Source organism: Rothia sp. HMSC076D04 (genome assembly GCF_001814645.1).
Classification (GTDB): Bacteria; Actinomycetota; Actinomycetes; order Actinomycetales; family Micrococcaceae; genus Rothia; species Rothia mucilaginosa.
In genome coordinates this window covers 199,808-219,425 of record NZ_KV817369.1, presented here as the reverse complement: position 1 = coordinate 219,425, position 19,618 = coordinate 199,808, and the positions used below count along the sequence as shown (strand labels likewise).

At 64.6% G+C, this 19,618-nt stretch carries 12 protein-coding genes and 1 pseudogene; 3 read left to right on the top strand and 10 right to left on the bottom strand.

What is annotated here, in order from left to right; translation table 11 throughout:
* Positions 1–282 precede the first annotated feature (282 nt).
* On the bottom strand, positions 283–3,588 hold the full coding sequence (locus HMPREF2980_RS05345; protein ID WP_083313513.1) for a chromosome segregation SMC family protein: 3,306 nt from the start codon (positions 3,586–3,588) through the stop codon (positions 283–285).
* 324 nt (positions 3,589–3,912) lie between these two features.
* On the opposite strand from HMPREF2980_RS05345, the gene HMPREF2980_RS05340 reads away from it, so the two are divergent.
* The 3 genes from HMPREF2980_RS05340 to HMPREF2980_RS05330 all read left to right on the top strand — a co-directional run bounded on the left by HMPREF2980_RS05340 (position 3,913) and on the right by HMPREF2980_RS05330 (position 9,346).
* Positions 3,913–4,965, top strand: a complete 1,053-nt coding sequence (locus tag HMPREF2980_RS05340) for a 3-oxoacyl-ACP synthase III (protein ID WP_070690566.1) — start codon at positions 3,913–3,915, stop codon at positions 4,963–4,965.
* Between the two features lie 94 nt (positions 4,966–5,059).
* Positions 5,060–8,056, top strand: coding sequence for an alpha/beta fold hydrolase (locus tag HMPREF2980_RS05335; RefSeq protein WP_070690562.1), 2,997 nt, complete (start codon positions 5,060–5,062; stop codon positions 8,054–8,056).
* A gap of 33 nt (positions 8,057–8,089) precedes the next feature.
* Entirely contained in the window at positions 8,090–9,346 is a 1,257-nt protein-coding gene (locus HMPREF2980_RS05330) for an NAD-dependent epimerase/dehydratase family protein (protein ID WP_070690559.1), read from the top strand.
* Between the two features lie 131 nt (positions 9,347–9,477).
* Here the strand turns inward: HMPREF2980_RS05330 and mutM are convergent, their stop codons facing one another.
* The 9 genes and pseudogenes from mutM to HMPREF2980_RS05285 all read right to left on the bottom strand — a co-directional run.
* Positions 9,478–10,542 (bottom strand): bifunctional DNA-formamidopyrimidine glycosylase/DNA-(apurinic or apyrimidinic site) lyase, encoded by a 1,065-nt coding sequence (mutM, locus tag HMPREF2980_RS05325; RefSeq protein ID WP_070690556.1) that lies wholly within the window; start codon positions 10,540–10,542, stop codon positions 9,478–9,480.
* Between the two features lie 75 nt (positions 10,543–10,617).
* Positions 10,618–11,307, bottom strand: a complete 690-nt coding sequence (gene rnc, locus HMPREF2980_RS05320) for a ribonuclease III (protein WP_070690551.1) — start codon at positions 11,305–11,307, stop codon at positions 10,618–10,620.
* A gap of 16 nt (positions 11,308–11,323) precedes the next feature.
* Entirely contained in the window at positions 11,324–11,527 is a 204-nt protein-coding gene (gene rpmF, locus HMPREF2980_RS05315; protein ID WP_005505656.1) for a 50S ribosomal protein L32, read from the bottom strand.
* Between the two features lie 30 nt (positions 11,528–11,557).
* Positions 11,558–12,166, bottom strand: coding sequence for a YceD family protein (locus HMPREF2980_RS05310; RefSeq protein WP_049337938.1), 609 nt, complete (start codon positions 12,164–12,166; stop codon positions 11,558–11,560).
* A 225-nt stretch (positions 12,167–12,391) separates the two neighbouring features.
* The gene (gene coaD / locus HMPREF2980_RS05305; protein WP_060824643.1) at positions 12,392–12,868 is read right to left on the bottom strand and encodes a pantetheine-phosphate adenylyltransferase; all 477 of its coding nucleotides are present in this window, start codon (positions 12,866–12,868) and stop codon (positions 12,392–12,394) included.
* A 132-nt stretch (positions 12,869–13,000) separates the two neighbouring features.
* Positions 13,001–13,660 carry a 16S rRNA (guanine(966)-N(2))-methyltransferase RsmD gene (gene rsmD / locus HMPREF2980_RS05300; protein WP_070615964.1) on the bottom strand — a complete coding sequence of 220 codons (660 nt, stop codon included), beginning with the start codon at positions 13,658–13,660 and terminating at the stop codon, positions 13,001–13,003.
* A gap of 109 nt (positions 13,661–13,769) precedes the next feature.
* Positions 13,770–17,300, bottom strand: coding sequence for an ATP-dependent DNA helicase RecG (locus HMPREF2980_RS05295; protein ID WP_083313505.1), 3,531 nt, complete (start codon positions 17,298–17,300; stop codon positions 13,770–13,772).
* A complete protein-coding gene (locus tag HMPREF2980_RS05290) occupies positions 17,297–18,637 on the bottom strand; it encodes a DAK2 domain-containing protein (RefSeq protein ID WP_070690549.1) in 1,341 nt (446 codons plus the stop codon). The genes HMPREF2980_RS05295 and HMPREF2980_RS05290 overlap by 4 nt, the downstream gene beginning before the upstream one ends.
* A 313-nt stretch (positions 18,638–18,950) precedes the next feature.
* Positions 18,951–19,618 (bottom strand): annotated as a pseudogene (locus HMPREF2980_RS05285) (thiamine-monophosphate kinase); the annotation flags it as partial.

The window sequence follows — 19,618 nt, the reverse complement described above, 5'->3', positions numbered from 1 at the left end:
TTGCCGCCGGATGCGCGCCGCGGGTAGGGCGGGGCATCAGGCCTGATCACAGCGAAACACCACGCCAACCGCGAATAGGTGGGCGGTGTTCGCACATATCCCCCTATAGTACCCGGGTACAGGCGGTGACCTGTACCCCGGGGTGCACATGACCATTCCTAGGACATGTGACGTTCGCCGGGGTGGGTGCGCCCGCGGGTATGGGCGGCTCGCATTGGAAGGTCTAAACGCTGGGAAGGTGCAGAGAGGCAGGGTCGGGCTGGGTCTGGCAAGCGCGGCGGGCTACAGCAGCTCGCGCAACTCCTCCATCTGCTGAGAAAGCACCGTCGACACACCACCGCGCATCGACACCCCGTACAGGGTCTCCGCAATCTGCATCGTGCGCTTCTGATGCGTCACCACAATCAGCTGCGAACGCTCCCCCAACTCACCAATCACCTGCAGCAGGCGCGAGAGGTTGCGGTCATCCAGCGCCGCCTCAACCTCATCCAGGGCGTAGAACGGCGACGGGCGAGACATATAAATCGCAATCAACAGCGCCAGCGAAGCAAGCGAACGCTCACCGCCAGATAGCAACGACAGGCGCTTAACCTTCTTACCTGCCGGGCGCGCGTGAATCTCCACACCAGAATTCAGCGGATCGGACGGATCGTCCAGCTCCAGGTGGCCCTCGCCTCCCGGGAACAGGGTCTCAAAGATGCGGCGGTAGTGGGTGTTAATGTCCTCCATCGCGGCAGTGAACACCTCCGCAATGTGGCTGCTGACCTCGTCCATGACCGTATTCAAGTCGCGGCGGGTCGCCTTCAAATCCTCAATCTGCTGATTCAGGTAGGCGTGACGTTCAGACAGCGCCTCGTACTCCTCCAGCGCCAGGGGGTTAATGGCGCCCAGCGCCTCCAATTCGGCGCGGGTTGCCTTGAGGCGAGCGCGCACGCTCTCGGTGGAAGCTTCGGTAGTCTCTGATGCCGTTTCGGTAGCAGTATTTTCGGAAGCGGCGTTTTCGGAGGCTACGTTTTCGGAAGCCTCATCTGCTGGCACGTCAACCGGCAGCTGCTCGGAATACTCCTCCTCCAGCTGCTCCAGGGTCAAACCGGTCACCAGGCGGGCACGCTCAGCCAGCGCCTGCACGCGCTCCTGCACGCGCGCCGCCTCCGTCTGCGTGCGCGCCAGCAGGGTCAGCGCCGCCGCGTGCGCCGCCTGTAGGTCCTGTACCTCGTCGTTCGTGCTGGTCAGGCCCTCCTGGGCGTTCTTCAGGGCGCCGCTCAGCTCGTGCAGCTGTTGCTCACGCTCGCCCACCTGCTCGGCAAGCACCTCACCCAGACGGTGGGCGCGGCGCTCAATGGTCGCCGCGGGAGCCTGCTCCCCCGTGCCCGCCAGGTAGGAATCCTCGCGGGTGCGCGCCGACTCGTAGGCGGTGCGCGCTTCGGCTACAGACTCCTCCGCGGCGGTGAGGCGCTCGTTCAGGCGGGCGCGCTCATTCTGAATGTTCTGCGCGGAGGCTTCCAGGGACTCCGCCTGGGCGCGGGCGCGGGCATGCTCGGCGCTCGCCACGCCCGCCGCCTTCGCTGCCTCGCGTTCTGCTTCGACCGCCGATTCTGCCGCGGTCTGAGCCTGCTGAACGGCCTGTTCGGCTTCATCCAGTTCGGCGCGGGTGCGGGTCACGACCTGGGAGGCGGCGCGGTATGCGGCGGCAAGTTCCAGGGGGCTGGCGCCCTCAGCCGGGTAGAGCAGGCTGTAGCGGGTATGCTCGGTGCCTGCGGGGTCAAAAATACGCCACATAGTGCGCTGACCTGCGAGGGTATTCTCTGCGAGCAGGTGCAGAGCTTGCTCTGCGGAGGCGGCATCCGGCGCGAATAGCACACCTGCCAGGCGCTCACTCAGCGCCGCGGTGACGCGCGCCAGGGCGTGCTCGTCGATGCCGGCGAGCGCGGCGGCGTCCTCGCTGAGCGGTTCAATGATTTCGGTTGCGGGGCGGATACCCAGCTCACGCAGCTCGGTGGTGCAGGATTCGGGCAGTTCTGTTGAAAGTTCCTTCGCGGCAGATTCGCGGCTTTCATCACCCTTATCACCGCGCAGCTGCGATACCTCGACACCCTCAACCGGCACGCTCAACGCCGCGGTCGCCAGCGAGGTCAGCGCCGCAGACGCCGCGCGGGCATACTCGGGGTCAATCTGCACGGCATCCAGCACGCGAAGCAGGCTCGTGCTCTCAGCTTCGGCAGGAGCCTCCATGAGCTCACCGGTCTCGGGGTCGAAAACCGCCTCCGCAGATTCAGTGCCGGGCTCGGCGGGCGCCTCTCCCAGGCTCTGGCCCAGCGCCTCACGCAGGGTTGCGGCACGCTCAGCCGCCGCCGCGTAGGCGCGGGTCGCCTCCACCGCAGCGGCGCGGGCGGCATCCAGCTGGGCCTGCGCTCGGGCACGAGACTGCGCCGCCTCACCCGAGGCGCGCTCAGTCTGCGCCACCTCGGACGCCGCCTTCTCAACGTTCTTTAGCGCCGCATCGTAGCGTTCCTCAAAGCTGGCGTAGCTTTCCACCGCGCGTTCTGCCTCTTCGCGGCGCTCCTCCAGCAGTTCCAGGGCGCGTTCATAACCGGCGCGGGCGGCGGCGGTCGCCTCGGTCAGTTCCACGCGGTAGGTGCGCACACGCTCGGCGGCGATGGACTGCACGGTGCGCACACGCGCGGCGGACTCGCGCAGGGTCGACACAGCCTTCTGGCAGGCGGTGACCTCGGCGTTCAGGCGGTTCTGCTCCTGCTGATGCTTAGCGGATGCGGCACGTGCCGCCTCCAGCTGTTCTTTCAGGGTTTCGGCGCGGCGGGTACCTTCCGTCTCGGAGGCGAGAGCCTGCGCCTGCTCAGCCTGCAGAACACCCAGCTGACGAGCCAAAAGTACCGCCTCCAGCTGGCGGATGCGCGCCTGCAACTGGCGTGCGGTCGCGGCGGATTCTGCCTGCTCGCTCAGCGGCTGCAGCTGCGAATCCAGCTCGGCAACCAGGTCGCTCAGGCGGGTAACGTTCGATGCCACAGACTCCAGCTTGCGGCTGGTCTTCTCCTGGCGGCGGCGGTACTTGACCACGCCTGCCGCCTGCTCGATCATGTCGCGGCGCTGCTGCGCGGTGGCGTGCAGGACTGCATCCAGCTGACCCTGGCCGACGAGCACGTGCATCTGCTGGCCCAGACCCGCCTCCGAGAGCAGGTCCTGAATGTCGGCAAGGCGCGCCGGGGAGCCGTTAATCTCGTACTCGCTGCCGCCGGAGCGGAACATGGTGCGCGAAATCTGCACCCGATCAGCGGGAATGCTGAGGGTGCCGTCAGAATTATCGAATGTCAGGGTGACTTTGGCGCGGCCCAGGGGTGCACGCTGGGCGCCGTCGCCCGAACCTGCCTCGCCGGAGCCTGCGAAGATAACGTCCTTCATGCTGCCGCCGCGCAGGCTCTTAGCGCCCTGCTCGCCCATAACCCAGGCGAGCGCATCCAGCACATTGGACTTGCCGGAGCCGTTGGGTCCGACCACCGCGTTAATGCCGGGGGTGAACTCAAAAGTGGTTGCGGAGGCGAAAGACTTGAACCCGCGCAGGGTCAGCGACATCAGGTGCACAAGGGGCCTTTCTGCAGAAGAACTGGTGTGTGCCGGGCACTTTCTGTGGTACGTGGCGGCATCCCTCTAGTGTACGCGGTGCGGCGGGCGGGCGGCGTGAACGTGCACGGGGTGAAGGGGGTTCAAAGTTCCTCATTGTGCATCATCTTACGCGCGGGGTGAACGGGCGCGTTCATATTGGGTCTACGGATACGGGTTCGCCCGGTCGGTGCGGTAGATTGGAATGAGCATCACGAATTCTGCGGGGCCGCTGTTCGCATCCCCGCGTTTTTCTATGTATCCCACTGACTTCTATTTTCAAGGGCCACACCATTGATGAATGCATCCGCCGATAAGGTCGGCACGAACTCTGACATTCGCCACGCTAATGCAGCTCTGCTGTCTATTACCCATGAGCTGCCTCCGGAGGTCGTCACGAGCGACTACTTCGATGAGCAGCTGGCCCAAACCTATAAGCGTCTGCGCATGCCGAAGGGCCTGCTGGAGCGTCTTGCCGGTATTAGCACTCGCCGCGGCTGGGCTGAGGGCCAGACCTTTGAGGACGGCGTGGTTGCCGCAGCTGAGAAGGCTATCGAACAGGCGGGTATTGACCGTTCGCAGATTGGTCTGCTGATTAACGCTTCGGTGACTCGCGATAACTTTGAGCCCGCCGTTTCGGTGGGTGTGCATGACCGCCTGGAGTTGCCGCGTCACGCCCTGAACTTTGACATTACGAACGCCTGCCTGGGCTTCGTGAACGCGATGACCGTCGCCTCCACCATGATTGATGCGGGCGCTATCGACTACGCCCTCATCGTCGCCGGTGAGGACCCCTCCCCGTGGCACCGTACCGCGGTGCGCATCCTGAACAACCCCGATTCGACCCGCGAGGATGTGCTGGCTCAGTTCGCGACCCTGACCCTCGGTTCGGGCGCGGCGGCGGCTGTGATTGGCCGTGCTGACCGCCACCCGGAGGGTCACCGCATCGTCGGTTCGGTGTCCCGCGCGGGCACTGAGCACCGTAACCTGTGCATTGGTGGCGAGGCGGATCAGGGCATGAACACTGACGCCGAGGGCCTGCTCAAGCACGGTCTGGAGCTGGTGGCGCAGGCGTGGGAGCAGGCGCATCAGGACGGCTGGGAGTGGAACGACATGACCTCCTATGTGACCCATCAGATTTCTAACGCCCACACGAACGCCATTATTGAGGCGGTCGGTATTGAGCGTGAGCGCATCCCCATGACCTTCCCGAAGTGGGGCAATGTGGCTGCGGCGGCTCTGCCGATGACTCTCGCTGAGTGCGCGCCGACCTATAAGAGCGGCGACCGTATTCTGTGCATGGGTGTGGGTTCTGGCCTGAACACTGCCCTGCTTGAGATTCAGTGGTAACCCGTTAGCCGGCAGCCCTTAACCCCCGTTAGCCGGCAGCCCTTAACCTCTGTGCGGTAGACATTCACCGATTCGATCCGGAAGGATTCCCAGCATGCGCCATTTGAACTTCCCTAAGACCCAGCCGCCGTATAACCCGGAGGAATGGGCGGGCGTGAACCCGCGCTACTCCCACCTTCTGGAGGTGCCCACCTCCGCCCCCATTGAGCAGCGGGCGCAGCAGGCTGGCGCGCGCCGCTGGCACTACCTGGATAACCTTCCGGTGCTGGTCGAGCAGGGTTTGGAGCCGATTGGCACGATCCTGTGCGTGCACGGTAACCCGACCTGGTCGTACCTGTGGCGTACCGTGCTGGATGCGGGCGTGAATGAGCGCGCCCCGTGGCGTGTGGTTGCGGTTGATCAGATTGATATGGGTTATTCGGAGCGCACTCACCTGGATTTGGAGGGTGAGCGCCGCAGCCTGGAGGACCGTATCGCTGACCTCGGCGATTTCACGAAGGCGCTCGGTCTGGATGAGACCGACAAGCCGGTCGTGACCCTCGCTCACGACTGGGGTGGCCTGGTGTCCTTCGGTTGGGCGCTGGAGCATCGTGAGATTCTTTCGGGCGTGATGCTGACGAACACCGCGGTCTACCATGACGGCATTGAGAATATCCCTGCAGCCCTGCGCCTGGCGTTGGGCGTGCACGAGTGGGGTACCCACGATTCGACCGCGTTTATTGATGTGACCCTGGGCCTGGCTCAGAATGAGGGTCGCCTGCCCGCGCCGGGTTCTGCCGGTGCCGGGGCGCTTGATGGTGCCCTGCCGCAGCCGGTGGGCAAGCAGCCCAAGCGCCTGTACCCGAGCCCCCTCAACGAGGCGATTTACCGCACCTACCGCGCGCCGTACGCTCATTCGGCGTGGCGTGAGGGTGTGCGTAATTTTGTGGGCGATATTCCGACCGGTGCCGATGTTCCCTCCTATGCGCCGATGCAGCGTATTGCCGAGCAGATTCGCGACCTGGATGTGCCCGCGTTCTTCCAGTGGGGCACGAAGGACCCGGTGTTCCAGCGCCGCTACCTGTTCGACCTGATGGAGCGCATGCCGCAGGCGAAGGTGCACCGCTACGAGAAGGCGTCGCACCTGGTCATTGAGGATTACGACATTGCCACCCCCATGATTTCGTGGCTTGCGCAGACCTTCGGCACGCTGGAGGATGGTGTGCTGGTTCCGGCGCGTAATGCGGAGGCGGAGCATCGTGCCGCCCGCGCGCGCCGCCACGGTCTGGTTGCCGGCGAGGGGGCTACCACTGAGGGTACCATTCCCGCAGCGTTCCGCCCCATGCTCGCGGCCCTTACCGAACGCGCCAATGACGCCTCCACCGCCGTGGTGGATATGGACCCCAAGGGTGATGGCACCTCCGTTTCTGTGACCCTGACCTGGGCTGAGCTGAACCAGCAGGTCAACGCCGCCGCGACCCGCCTACACGCCCTGGGTGTGCGTCCGGGCGACCGCGTGAACCTGATGGTACCTCCGGGTGCCCGCCTGACCACCCTGATTTACGCCTGCATGAAGCTGGGCGCTGTCATTGTGGTGGCTGATACCGGTCTGGGTATTCCGGGTCTGACTCGCGCGTTGAAGGGCGCTAACCCGAGCTTCCTGGTGGGTATTCCCGCCGCGCTCAGTGCCGCCCGTACCCTGCTGTGGCCGGGTGTGCGTATTTCTGTGGAGCCGCTGGGTTCGGTGCAGGAGAAGCTGTTGGGCGTTGCCGGTTCGGTGTTTACCGCGCCCGCCGCTGACGGTACTCCGGGTGCGCCGGTGCCCACCCCGACCGTGGTGGAGTTCCCCTCCCCCGTGCCGGATGCTGATGCGGCGGTGCTGTACACCTCCGGTTCGACCGGCCCGGCTAAGGGTGTGGTGTACACGCAGCGTCAGCTGGCTGGTATGCGTGATGCCATTGCGAATACGTACGGTTTTGCGCCCGGTAGCGGCCTGGTGGCTGGCTTCGCGCCGTTTGCGCTGTTGGGCCCGGCGCTGGGTGCTACCAGCGTGACCCCGACGATGGATGTGACCCGCCCGAAGACTCTGACGGCTTCGGCATTGGCGTCGGCTGCGGCGGCTATTGATGCGTCGGTCGTGTTTGCTTCCCCCGCCGCCCTGGTGAATGTGGTGGCAACCGCCGATGAGCTGAACGCTGAGCAGCGTGCGGCGTTGGCTAAGGTTCAGACGGTTCTGAGCGCTGGCGCGCCGATTCCTGTGCCCCTGTTGGAGGCGCTCTCCGCCCTGGTGCCGAACGCCTCCCTGCACACCCCCTACGGCATGACCGAGGGTCTGCCGGTGACCGATGTGTCTTTCGAAATGATTCGCCAGGCGATTGCTGAGGGCACCCCGAATGCTGCCGATGAGGTGCTTGACCCGTTCGCCCGTGACGGTGTGTGCGTTGGTTTCGCGGTGTACGGTGCGGCGGTTGCCATTGCGCCGCTGCTGCAGGACGGTTCGGTGGCGGATGAGCTGACCCATGAGCCGGGTGTGACCGGTGAGATTCTGGTGTCGGCGCCGCATGTGAAGGACCGCTACGACACCCTGTGGGTGACTGAGGAGCAGTCCATTAGCACTCCGGGTTGGCATCATACCGGTGACGTCGGGCACCTGGATGCTTCGGGTCGCCTATGGGTTGAAGGTCGCCTCGCGCACGTGCTGCTGACTTCGCAGGGTGTACTGACCCCGGTTGCGGCTGAGCAATCCGCAGAGTCCCTGCCCGAGGTGCGCCGCGCCGCCCTGGTCGCTGTGGGTCCTGCAGGTACTGCCGCCCCGGTGCTGGTCATTGAGGCGTCCGCAAATACTGCCGCTCTGGAGGCGCGCCAGTCAGCATCGGGTCTCAAGCGTGCCCTGCTCGATCGCGTGCCCGGCGCTCGCCGCTTCCCCATTGCGGAGGGCGTGGCTCCCTTCGAGCTGTCGCAGCTGGTGCGTCAGAAGGTTGCCGAGGATACCGGCGTGGAACTTGCCGCGGTGCTGGTGGTGCACGAGCATCCGACCGATATTCGCCATAATTCGAAGATTGACCGCCCCGCCCTGGGTGAGTGGGCGTCGAAGGTCCTTGCGGGGGCGTAAGCGCCTGCCGGATCTCTAAGTCTAAGGAGTATGATGTCCCCTCATTCTTCGCGTGAGTCCTCTTCCCACGAGCCCGCATCCCGCCTGTCTGCGCCCCGCCCGTCTGGTCACCGCCTGTCGACTTCGCATGCGGTGACTTCCCCGACGGCTCGGTTCCGCAAGCCGGCGCAGCCGTTGGCGGCACGCTACGCCGACCCCGCCCCGCGTTCGTTGCGCCCGGTTGAGGAGCCCGATTTCGCGCCGCGTATTGGCGAGCGCATCCTCTTTACCGGTGCGAGCGGCTTGCTGGGTCGTGAGAGCGTGCTGGCGTTGCTGCGTGCCGGCTACGATGTGCGCGTTTTTCAGCGTGGCGATTCGGGTATTGCGGCGCTTCTGCCCGATTCGATTCGCCCGCGTTTTGAGCAGGTGCGCGGCGATATTACGAACGCGCAGGCGGTGGCTCTGGCGATGACCGGCGTGAACGGCGTGGTGCATGCCGCGGCGAAGGTTTCGGTCAGCGGCGAGTGGGCTGATTATAAGCGCATCAACATTGAGGGCACCCGCACCCTGCTGCAGGCGGCACTGAACCATTCGGTGGGTTCGTTCCTGTACATTTCCTCGCCGTCGGTGGCTCATGCCGGTGCGGCGATTGTGGGTGACGGTGCCGGCGTGGCGTCCCCGGAGCATGCGCGCGGTAACTATGCGCGTTCGAAGGCTGCCGCTGAGCTGCTGGCGCTGGAGGCGAACGGCACTGCCCTGCCCGGTAGCGGGGTTTTGCGCGTGGGTGCGTTGCGTCCTCACCTGATGTGGGGTCCGGGCGATACCCAGCTGGTCGAGCGCATTCTGGAGCGTTCCGCCGCGGGCCGCCTGCCGCTGCTCTCTGGTGGTACGGGTCTGATTGATACGCTCTACATTGATAACGCCGCGGATGCCGTGGTGCGCGGCTATCAGCGCCTCGACGCTTTTGCGGGCCGGGCGCTGGTGGTGACGAACGGTCAGCCGCGCACTATCGCTGAACTACTGGGTGGTTTCTGTGAGGCGGTGGGCGTTCCCGCCCCGCGTTTCTCGGTTCCGGCGAAGGTTGCGGCTCTGGCGGGTAAGGTCATTGAGCGCGTCTGGGAGCGTCTGCCGAAGAACGTGACTGCCGGTGATGAGCCGCCGATGACGGAGTTCCTCGCCGAGCAGCTGTCGACCGCGCACTGGTTTGATCAGCGCCGCACTCGCGAGCTTCTGCAGTGGGAGCCCGCCGTGTCGATTGAGGAGGGTTACGAGCGTCTGGGCCTGTTCTACGGGGATAGGTACAGCCGCTAAGTCGCTTCTTTTTGGGTCGGTTCCCCCAGCCCCTTTCTCAACCCAGCTGTAAACGAATGACGGCGTAGCTACATCCCCCATGGGAGGAACGTAGCTACGCCGTCATATGCATAACTAGCGTGAGTTTGTGCCTATCGAGAGCGTGGGGCCCGCTGGCAGTGCGGGCAACGGTAGGATGAGCGGTTCTGGAACGGCTCGCGCACGATCAGGGAGGTGCGGCCCGCCTCCGCGCAACGGTGGCAGGGCTCCCCGGCACGGCCGTAGGCGTTCAGCGAGCGCTCGAAGTAGCCAGACTCCCCCAGCACGTTCACGTACAGGGCGTCGAAGCTTGTGCCGCCCGCCGCCAGGGACTCGCGCAGTACCTGCGTGACCGCCTCCAGCAGTTCGCGGGTTTGCGCGGCGCTGAGGGTGCGTGCGGGCTTCGCGTAGTGCAACCGCGCACGCCACAGCGCCTCGTCGGCGTAGATATTGCCCACGCCGGAGATGACCGACTGGTCCAGCAGCACCTTCTTAATGCCGCTGGAGGTGCGCAGGAACTTGCGGCGCACCGCCGCGGGGTCGAAGAATTCGTCCAGCGGGTCGCGGGCAATATGTTTGACCGCCTCCGGCACTAGAAAACGCTCCGGTACTTCACCCGGCGCCATCTCACCCGGCGCTGCTTTATTCGCTGCAACCGCCGCGGGTACGTCCGGTACCAGCGGGCTGAGGAACATACCGCCGAAGATGCGCTGGTCCACGAAGAGCAACCGCTGCCCGGTGCTCTCCCGACTGGTGCTCGCCGCGCCACGGGTAGCTCCCGCCGGTCCTAGCTCGAGCGCCACGCGCAGGTGCCGCGGCTGTTCGTCAAAGGCCGCGCGAGCCTCCGCATCATTACCCGAGTCACCATCCAATTCATTGCCAGATTCGCTGCCCGGCTCATCGCGGACGAGCAGCTGACCGCTCATGCCCAGATGCACCACGAGCGCCTCGTCGGCAAGCGTGCCGTCCGCCTCGCTCAGGGTCAGCCACAGATACTTGCCGCGGCGGTAGGCGCCGCGCAGCGCCCTTCCGGTGAGTGCCGCCTCAAAGTGGGCGGGACCGGGCAGGTGTCTACGTAGCGAACGGGCATCGACCACGCGCACCGCCTGCACGGGGCGACCCAACGAATGGTCGGCTAGACCTGCGCGAACGGTTTCCACCTCGGGCAGTTCGGGCATGGTTCCCTCCAATCAGCGGGGCTGCAGAATCAAGAGCCCGCAGAGCTAACAGACCTGCAGGATGCTTGATTGAGCCTAAACCAGGATGCGGTACGCCTGCTCAGCGGCAAGGCGCTCCGCCTCCTTCTTGCTCGGACCCACACCGGTACCGGCCTGCTGGTTCGCCACAATAGCGACCGCAGTGTACACGCGCGCGTGGTCGGGGCCCTCGCCGGTGACCTCGTAGCGCACGTCTCCCCAGCCGCGGGCGGTGGCGAGGTTCAGCAGCTCGGTTTTCCAGTCGCGTCCAGAGTTCAGGACCTTCTCGTCGTCGAGCAGCGGCGCAATCAGGCGCAGCACCAGGTCACGAGCCGCCTCGCGACCGCACTCCAGGTAGGTCAGGCCAAAAATCGCTTCCATGGTGTCGGCAAGGATCGAGTCCTTATCGGCGCCGCCGGTGTGAATCTCGCCCTTACCGAGCAGGATGTACCTACCCAGATCCAGGTCGCGTGCCACCTTCGCCAACGCCACAGTCGACACCACCACGTGGTGCAGCTTCACGAGCTCACCCTCGGGCAGGTCAGGGTAGCGTCGGTACACTTCTTCAGCGATCGCCAGGGAAAGCACCGAATCGCCCAGGAACTCCAGGCGCTCATTATGCTCCACTCCGGGATTCTCGAAGGCGTAGGAGCGGTGGGTTAGGGATAGCAAAAACGTCTCGGCGTCGATATCGACTCCGAGACGTTTACGCAACTCCCTAGTATCAACACTAGGAAATTCAGTCATAAGGATTCACCGCTTCTTAGGCGTCTGCAACCTTACGGCCCTTGTACTCCAGGAACAGGGCGTTGCCTGCAGCGTCGGTTACAACCTTTGCCTGGTGGGGCAGGCTGTAGGTCACGCGACCGTTTTCAACGGTCTTAACCAGCTGGGGCACGGATGCCTTCCACTGGGAACGGCGTGCGCGGGTGTTAGCGCGGGACATCTTGCGCTTGGGAACAGCCACAGCTATCTCACAATCTCTAGTAACAACAATTTAGTTTTCGGTATCTGCACCGAGCAGGCCCTGCAGGGCCGACCAGCGCGGATCCAACACCTCGTGATGATGCCCGGGGTCATCCTCCAGGCGCGCACCGCAATCGGCGCACAGACCCTGGCAGGTGTCCCTACAAACAGGCTGGAACGGCAGTTGAAGGATTACTGCGTCCCGCAGAGCCGGTTCAAGGTCGATGGAATCATCCTCAACGGCGTACTGCTCATCTACTTCGTCTTCGGGGCCGCCAGCCGGGGCCTTCTCAAAGACGAAAAGCTCTTGAATATTGGCCGACATCTCGTAATCAATCGGATCCAAGCAGAGGCTACACTCGCCGTGTACATCCACAACGACGGAGCCGGTAACTAGGATACCATCAACAACAGACTCCATACGAATATCGAGGTCAATATCCGAACCCTCTTCCACGCCGATGAGCGTGTTACCCAGGTCTGCCGGTGCGGGCAGGACCTCAGCGAGAGTTTCCATGGTGCCGGGGCGGTGAATCAGGTTAGTAACCGATACCACCAGCGGCGATGCGTCTGCACGTGAAATGGCGTTTCTCCTTACGAAATGTATAAACCAAAGTCCCATTTTAGGGGTCATTCGCACCGTTAATCAAGATTAAGCGCCTTTTAAATCTCTTTAAGTGGCGCTCACCTCTTAAATATTCCCTTAAGGAGGCGCCGCGCGGCATTTAATCGGCCGGTCGGGGCTACTACTGGGGGACTTAAGTGCCCGGTCGGCGGTGCGAGTTATTCTGCCGGGGCCCTGCCGGTGGGCGTGTCGGATGGGTGCGCACAAGGTGGTGTGCGCCTGGGTTGATGAAGCGTTTTTCTAGGCGTTTTTCAGGGCGCGGGCGACCGCCTCCGGCACGAAGGGAGTCACATCACCACCCAGCGACGCCACCTCACGAATAATCGTGGACGATACCGCACCGTAGCGGTCCTCACCCGCCAAGAACACCGTCTCAACCTGCGCCAGGTGGCGGTTCATGCTCGCCATCGGAGCCTCATAACTGTAGTCCGTCGCCGAACGCAGACCCTTCACCAGCACCTTCGCGCCACGCTCCGCCGCATACTCGGCAAGCAGCACGCCCGGCGGAATCGGCTCCACGCTCACACCCTCAATGCCGAGCTCCTGCAGAGACTCACGCACCAGCTGCACGCGCTCCTCCAGGGAGAAACGGTACTTCTTGGAGCTATTGTGCGCCACGCCCACGATCACCTCGTCAAAGAGCTGAGCGGCGCGGGCAATGATTTCCAGGTGGCCGTGGTGCACGGGGTCAAAAGATCCGGGGCAGAGGGCAATCATGGCGGTCCCTTCACGAATAAATATCAGACGTTGGAATGAGTAGATGCGGGTGAATTTAGGATGCGGGTTAGTGGCATGCGGACGAGCGCAGGCTGAGGTAGCAAGATCGGGCGGTGAGATGCGGCGGCAATCTTAGGCGGCGAGCTCTTCAGCGTCTTCGCCGGGCTCAAGGTTCGTGCCGGGCTCGTCGCCCGCCTGCTCCTCCACCTCGTCAGGCTCCACATAGTAGAGAACCGTCTCGCCGTGCTGACGGGTCGAAAAACAGTACAGGCCCTCGCCCCACACCGGCTCGGGGTCGCGCGAAGAACGCTCCACCACGACCACGGCACCCTCGGCAAGCTTGGGGGTGAGCGCCTCCAGCAGCTCACTGACCTGCTCATTCGGCATGGCGTAGGGCGGGTCAACAAACACCAGATCCCACGGCCCGGAGGCGGACTTCACGTAGGTCAGCGCCTGAGACTGCTGCACGCGCGCCGCAGAACCGGTAGCACCAGAAGAACCGGTGCGGCCCATCGCCTTCTCCACCGCGGCAACGTTCTTACGAATCACCGCAACAGCCTTCGGGTACGTATCCAGCAGAGTCACGGAGGCGGCACCGCGTGAGAGTGCCTCGCAGCCCAGCGCACCCGAGCCACCAAAGGCGTCCAGCACGCGGGCGCCACGAATAATGTCGTAGCTCTCCAGCTTGGAGAAGAGGGATTCCTTCACCCGGTCGGTGGTGGGGCGAGTATTATCCCCCGGAACCGAGGCAAGGCGAACGCCTCCGGCAGCACCGGAAATAATACGGCTCATAGGTCTCTCCTCTTAACTAGTGCGGTGTGTTGACGTCAGGGTTTCAGCGAGTGGTGGGCAAGGCTGGTTGATGGGCGGAGCGGGCAGAGCGTTCTGCCCCGTTGGGCGCTTATCCCCTGCCGAGGAACGCCTCACGGTCAGCGTCCAGAGCGCGGTCAATCGTACGCGCCAACGACGGGTGCTTAGCCAGCGTCGGGTCCTTCTCCACCACCGAGCGGGCATCCTCGCGGGCACGCTCAATAATGTCGGCATCGGCGAGCGCCCGCAAGAACCGCAGGGTACTCTTCGAGCCCGATTGTGCAGCACCCAGAATATCACCCTCACGGCGCTGCGCCAGGTCGATGCGGGAAAGCTCAAAGCCGTCCGTGGTGGAGGCGACCGCATCCAGACGCTCTCGGGACACGCCGCCCTCCTCCTGGCGGGTAACCAGCAGGCAGGTGCCCGCATAGCCGCCGCGGCCCACACGACCGCGCAGCTGGTGCAGGCCAGAGATGCCGAAACGGTCGGCGTCCATGATGATCATGAGCGTGGCGTTCGGGACGTTCACGCCCACCTCAATGACGGTGGTGCTGATGAGCAGGTCAATTTCGCCGCGCTCGAAAGCGGTCATGACGGCGGTCTTCTCCGCCGGGTCCATGCGGCCGTGCAGGGTGCCGATACGCACGCCGACGAGGGCGTCCTCAGCACTCAGGTAAGAGTACATTGAGGCGACCGAGGTCAGCTGAACCTTGCCGTCGCTACTGGCGCTACCGCCCTGGCCGAAATAGCCCTGGGCTGAGTTGCCCGCGCCGGTTCCAGCACCGTTCAGGCTGGATGCGCCAAAGAACGCGGTGCCCTCCTCCAGGCTGTCGCCGTCCTCCCCGATTTTGGGTACGACAACATACACCTGGTGGCCCGCGTCGATTTCTTCGCGAGCGCGCCTCCACAGGCGGGACGCCCAGGCGGGCTTCTCGGCGAGGGGCACCACGTGGGTCGAGATTTTCTGTCGACCGGCGGGCAGGGTGTCGAGCACGGACACATCCAGGTCACCGAACACGGTCATGGCGACGGTACGCGGAATGGGCGTTGCGGTCATGACCAGGCGGTGCGGCAGGGCACCGTCGGTGCCGCGCAGGCCATCACGCTGCTCCACGCCGAAACGGTGCTGCTCGTCCACGACGACCAGACCCAAATCGTGGAAGCTCACCTCGTCGGAAAGCAGGGCGTGGGTGCCAATCACAATCTGGGCGGTGCCGTCGGCGAGTTCCTGCAGTACCTTGCGCTTGGCGCGGGTGCCCATGGAGGCGGTCAGCAGGCGCGCGCGCACACGGCCGGATTCTTCCCCGCCGTCAATCGAGCCGTCAGCATCAGCAGGACCGTCAGCGTCAGAGCCTTCGGGCGCCGCCATATCCCCCAGAATGTCCAGCACCGAACGCAAATGCTGCTCGGCAAGCACCTCGGTCGGGGCGAGCATCGCGGACTGGCCGCCCGCGTCGGCAACCTGCAGCATGGCGCGCAGAGCCACCACGGTCTTACCGGAACCCACATCACCTTGCAGCAGGCGGTTCATGGGCGATTCGCTCGACAAATCCGCGGCAATCTCAGCGCCCACCTTCTGCTGCCCCTCAGTCAGCTCGTAGGGCAGAACCTCAAGCAGCTGATCGGCGAGTCCACCCTCCACGGCGGGGCGCGGCTGGGTCAGGTGCGCGGCACGCACTGAATGCAGGCGGGCGAGCGCGCTCTGCAGCACGAACGCCTCACGGTAACGCATCTGTGCCTGCGCGGCACGCCAGGTGTCCTCAGAGTCCGGGGTGTGCAGGGCGCGGTACGTCCACTCCAGCGAGGGCACCTTGCGGGCGCGACGAATCGTGTACGGCACCGGGTCTTCGAGTTCTTTGAGTGGCACCTTTTCGAGCAGCTGCGCCATGTAGCCGCTAATGCGGTCGGTGGGCAGCTTCACGGGGGCGCGGTAGACGGGCACGGGGGCGGTGGCGGCGTCGGTAACGTCAGCGCCGGAGGCGTCCTTCGAGAGCAGGGCGTAGTGCGGATTGGTGAGGGTGTATTCGCCGCGGTAGATGCCGACCCTGCCGGAGAACATCATGGTTTCACCCTCGCGGATTTCGCGGGCCGCGGTCCAGGCGTTGAAGAAGGAAAGCTTCATCTGCGAGCCGATGAGCGCACCGGGGTTCGTCATGCTGGGTGCAGGCACGCCAAAGAGGCCTCCCTGTGCAAAACTATCCTGCGCGAAACTATCCTGACCAAACGAGTCTTGGCCGTAGCTATCTGCGTAGCCGCTGTAGGAGGCGGGCTGTGCTCCCCTGCCCTGTGCCGGGTTCTGGGCCGCGGGGTTCTGAGCTGCGGGATTCTGGGCAGCTGGGTTCTGCGTGGGATGAGCGAGCGCGTTAATGCGCGGGTTGTGCATCCCGGTCGCCTGCCAGTTCTGCGCGGGCGCAGCAGAGGAACCGGGGCGGTTAGCGCGCCCGGGCACCACGGACACAGGACCGCCAGCCCCAAAACCTGCGGGTGCGTCCTGCCCGGTGGCGTCGGAAAGCCGGTCGGTGATGGTCACTTCCGTGATTTTGCCCCGGCGCGCCGCCATAGTTCGAGTGCTCACGTGCACCACGCGGGCAATGATGGTGACGTCCTGGCCCTCAACGAGTTCAGCGAAGGAGCTGAGCTCACCGCGCGGCAGGTACTTGCGCGGGAAGTATTCGAGCATCTCCCCGACGGTGTGCAGGTCCAGGTGTGTAGCGATTGCCTTGGCGCTGGGTGCGGGCAGGTACTTTTTGAGCGGCGCATTTTCGATGCGATCTTCGGAGGCGTAGCGCGCCAGAGCACGACTCTTAGCCTCCGCGGCGGCTGATGCGGGTTTATCAGCCGCGACTTTCTCAGCGGTTGCCTTCTTCGCGGAAGCTTTCTGGGCGGGCGCTTTCTTTGCGGGAGTTACCTTCTTCGCTACGACCTTTTTAGGTGCAGTCTTTTTGGGTGCGGGCTTTTCAGCTTCTGCATGAGGCGCGCTCTTCTGCTCGCCCCCTTCGCTTGCCTTCGTTACCTTCTGTAGGCGCGCCGAAGTAGCCCGCACGGGAGTCTCATTCTCCTGCGGGCTCGGTTCGTTCTGAACTAGTTCTTTCTGGGCAGGTGCTTTCCGGGCAGGTTCCCCCGGCAGATGTGCTTCCGGCTGAGTAGCCTGCCGTGCCGCCAACGCAATATCGACCAGCTCGTAGAGAGCGTCGTCGGTCATGGTGTGCGCGGCGGGACCCAGCGAATGTTTGAGCGTCTTGAGCGCCTTACGGTAGGGTGCGCTGGCGCGCTGTGCCGCGCGTTCGCTCAGCTCGGCGCGGCTCGCCTTGCCCCGGGCGTAGGCGGCAAGATCGCGCACGGTCAGCTCGGCGGTGGTGCGGAGCTGTTCATCGCTCAGTAGCGGCGCATCCTTTTTCCGTTGCCGAGCTCGGGTCGCGGAATCAGCACGGGTCGCAGAACCGGCACGGGCAGGCTCCACAACCGTTGAATCTACGGACTCAGAATCTACGGGCTCACCCTGCGCTGCCTCAGCTTTTGCAGGCTTAGTATTTGTCGGCTTAGTTTTGACCGGAACAGGCTCAGGAAGCCCCAAGTCCAGGGCTTCCTGCTGCGGGTTCACGGAACGTCGGGCGGGGCTCATGCGCCGCCCTCCGCACCGCACGCATGGTCGGCGTGACGACCATCCGCCAGGGAGGAAATACGCTCATCCAACCACTGACCGTAGCCCATAATCAGCTCGCGGGCGGGGTCGATGTCGGGCACGTGCACGTGCAGCGCCCAGAGCCCCGCCGCCATGTCCAGGGGCGTAATGAGCAGGCTGTCACCTATGGCTTCAAGCTCCGGGCGTAGCTGCGCCAGGGCGAGGGGCTCGCAGGTCAGCGTACCCATGAGCTCCCAGCCGCTCTGCTCCGCGTGTTCTGCGTGCTCGGCAGGTTCAGCGCCCGCCTGTTCAGAACCCACTCGTGCCGCAGAACCGGCTACAGAAGTCACATCGGCAGAGGGGGCACGCAGCATGGACTCCACCTGCGCCTCGTTCAGGGTCGCACCTTCCCAACGCGGGTTGGAGTGCACCACGGCAAGGTAGAAGCCGAGCGCGCCGGCATCCACGAAACCGGCAAGCTCGGGCGAGGGCGGGAACTGCGCGGTGCGTTCCAGCGCGGCACGCATCAGCGCACGTCGACGCTCTTTCAGCACCTCATCGGCAACTTCTGCGTCCTGCGATGCATCATAGTGTGCGTCCAGGCGGGCGAGCTCCACCATAACCGACAGCATCGTGGAGGGCACCATCTGCTCCCCCACGCTGGCGCGAATACGCTCAGCCGCGAACGCCATCGCGCGCGCCTCAGCGTGGGCGTACTCCAGCTTCACTTCGCGGTGCTTCGGCAGGGAACCGCCAGCCAGCACACGTTCGTAGTCTGCTTCCAGAGCGCGCACGAGCGGCAGCTCATCGCCTGCGTCGCCGAGCTCCTGGGCGAGGTTTCCGGGCAGGAACCAGTAGCTACGCACCGCCTCCAGCGCCCAAGCGCAGAGCAGAGTACCGGAGTTGCCGCGCGCCACGCGGGATGCGCGCATAATCGCGTGCTCGTAGATTCCGCCCAGCTGAATCCACAGGTGGGCGAGGGTTTCTTCTTCGGAGGCGCCCGCCGCCTCGGGCACGCACGCGCCCTCCCCGCCGGGAATTTCGCCAGCGGGAAGAACCTCGCTGGGCAGAACCTTACGGGGCAGATCCTCACTGGGCAGAACCTGTTCCATGCCCCGCTCAAACTCTTCGGTCAGGGTCAGCAGGGTGTGGGCAATATTGGAGCCGGTGTCCTTATCGGGCACGGGGAACCCGTTGAGTTCGTTGAGCGCCTCGCGGTAGCGTTCGATGGTGGTGCGGGCGGCGGTGGACCACGCTACGCCGAAGCGGTAGGCGCGCACGCAGGCGCGGCGGTAAATCTCGCGTTCTTCGGTGCGCTGGTTCTGTTCTGCGTTCACGCTACCCTCCTCGTCAGTTTCGTCAGTTTCGCGCGGTTCTCGGCTGAGTTCTCAACTAGTTCACGGCTGAGTTTTTGGCTAGTTCCCGACTGATTTCCCGGTTAGTTCCCGACTGATTTCTCAGTGCCCGCGGCACGGGCAGAATCCAGCCTATTTCGTACTTCTATTCTAGGCAATTTCGGTTAAATGTACGGTATTGCCCGTCGTCTATCCCGCGGGATGAAAGCACGGAGGATGAAAGCACGGACTAAACATACAAAACCGCACGCACCTCGCGGCACTCGGCAACATTCGGCAACACTCAGCGGAGCTCCTACGCGGAAGCCCCGTAGTGTTCCCAGCCCATACCGTCCAGGGAGCGGCCGTCCATGACGACCGCCGCGCCGGTCACCGCATTGTGGCGGCGTTCGGCACCGTAGAGCTCGGCGCTCAGACCGCGCTCCGGGGCGTCCGCAACGCAGGTGCCCAGGGGCACGAACTCTTCGGGTACCTCACCGGGGAAGGTCGCCAGCAGGCCGTGGTCCTCGCCGCCAACCAGCACGAAGGTGCGCGCCAGGGATGCGGGGCTCTCCCCCGCCTCGTTGCGCTCACCAATCGCCAACAGCAGGCGCGCCAACGGTAGCAGCGGCTCGGCGAACGCATCCACGGCGGCGCGGTCGAGGCGCATCTGCACCCCGGAGGCGGCGGCAACTCGCCCGGCGTCCTTGACGAGTCCGTCAGAAAGATCCAGCATGGAGCTTGCCTTATGCTGGCGTGCCACCTCACCGGCGGGGATGGGGCTGACCGGGTGGTGCTGTGATTCGACGGCGCGCTCGCAGACCGCAATCATGTGCGCGGCATCTTCGGGGGTGAGGGTGCGGGCGAGCTCGATGAGCCCCTCGGGAAGAGCAACAGCCGATCCCTCGCCCTGCTTTTCAATCTGCTTCTGAGCCCACGCCTGTCCCACCGCATCCAGCGCCGCTTCGACTTCCTGGCCTGCGG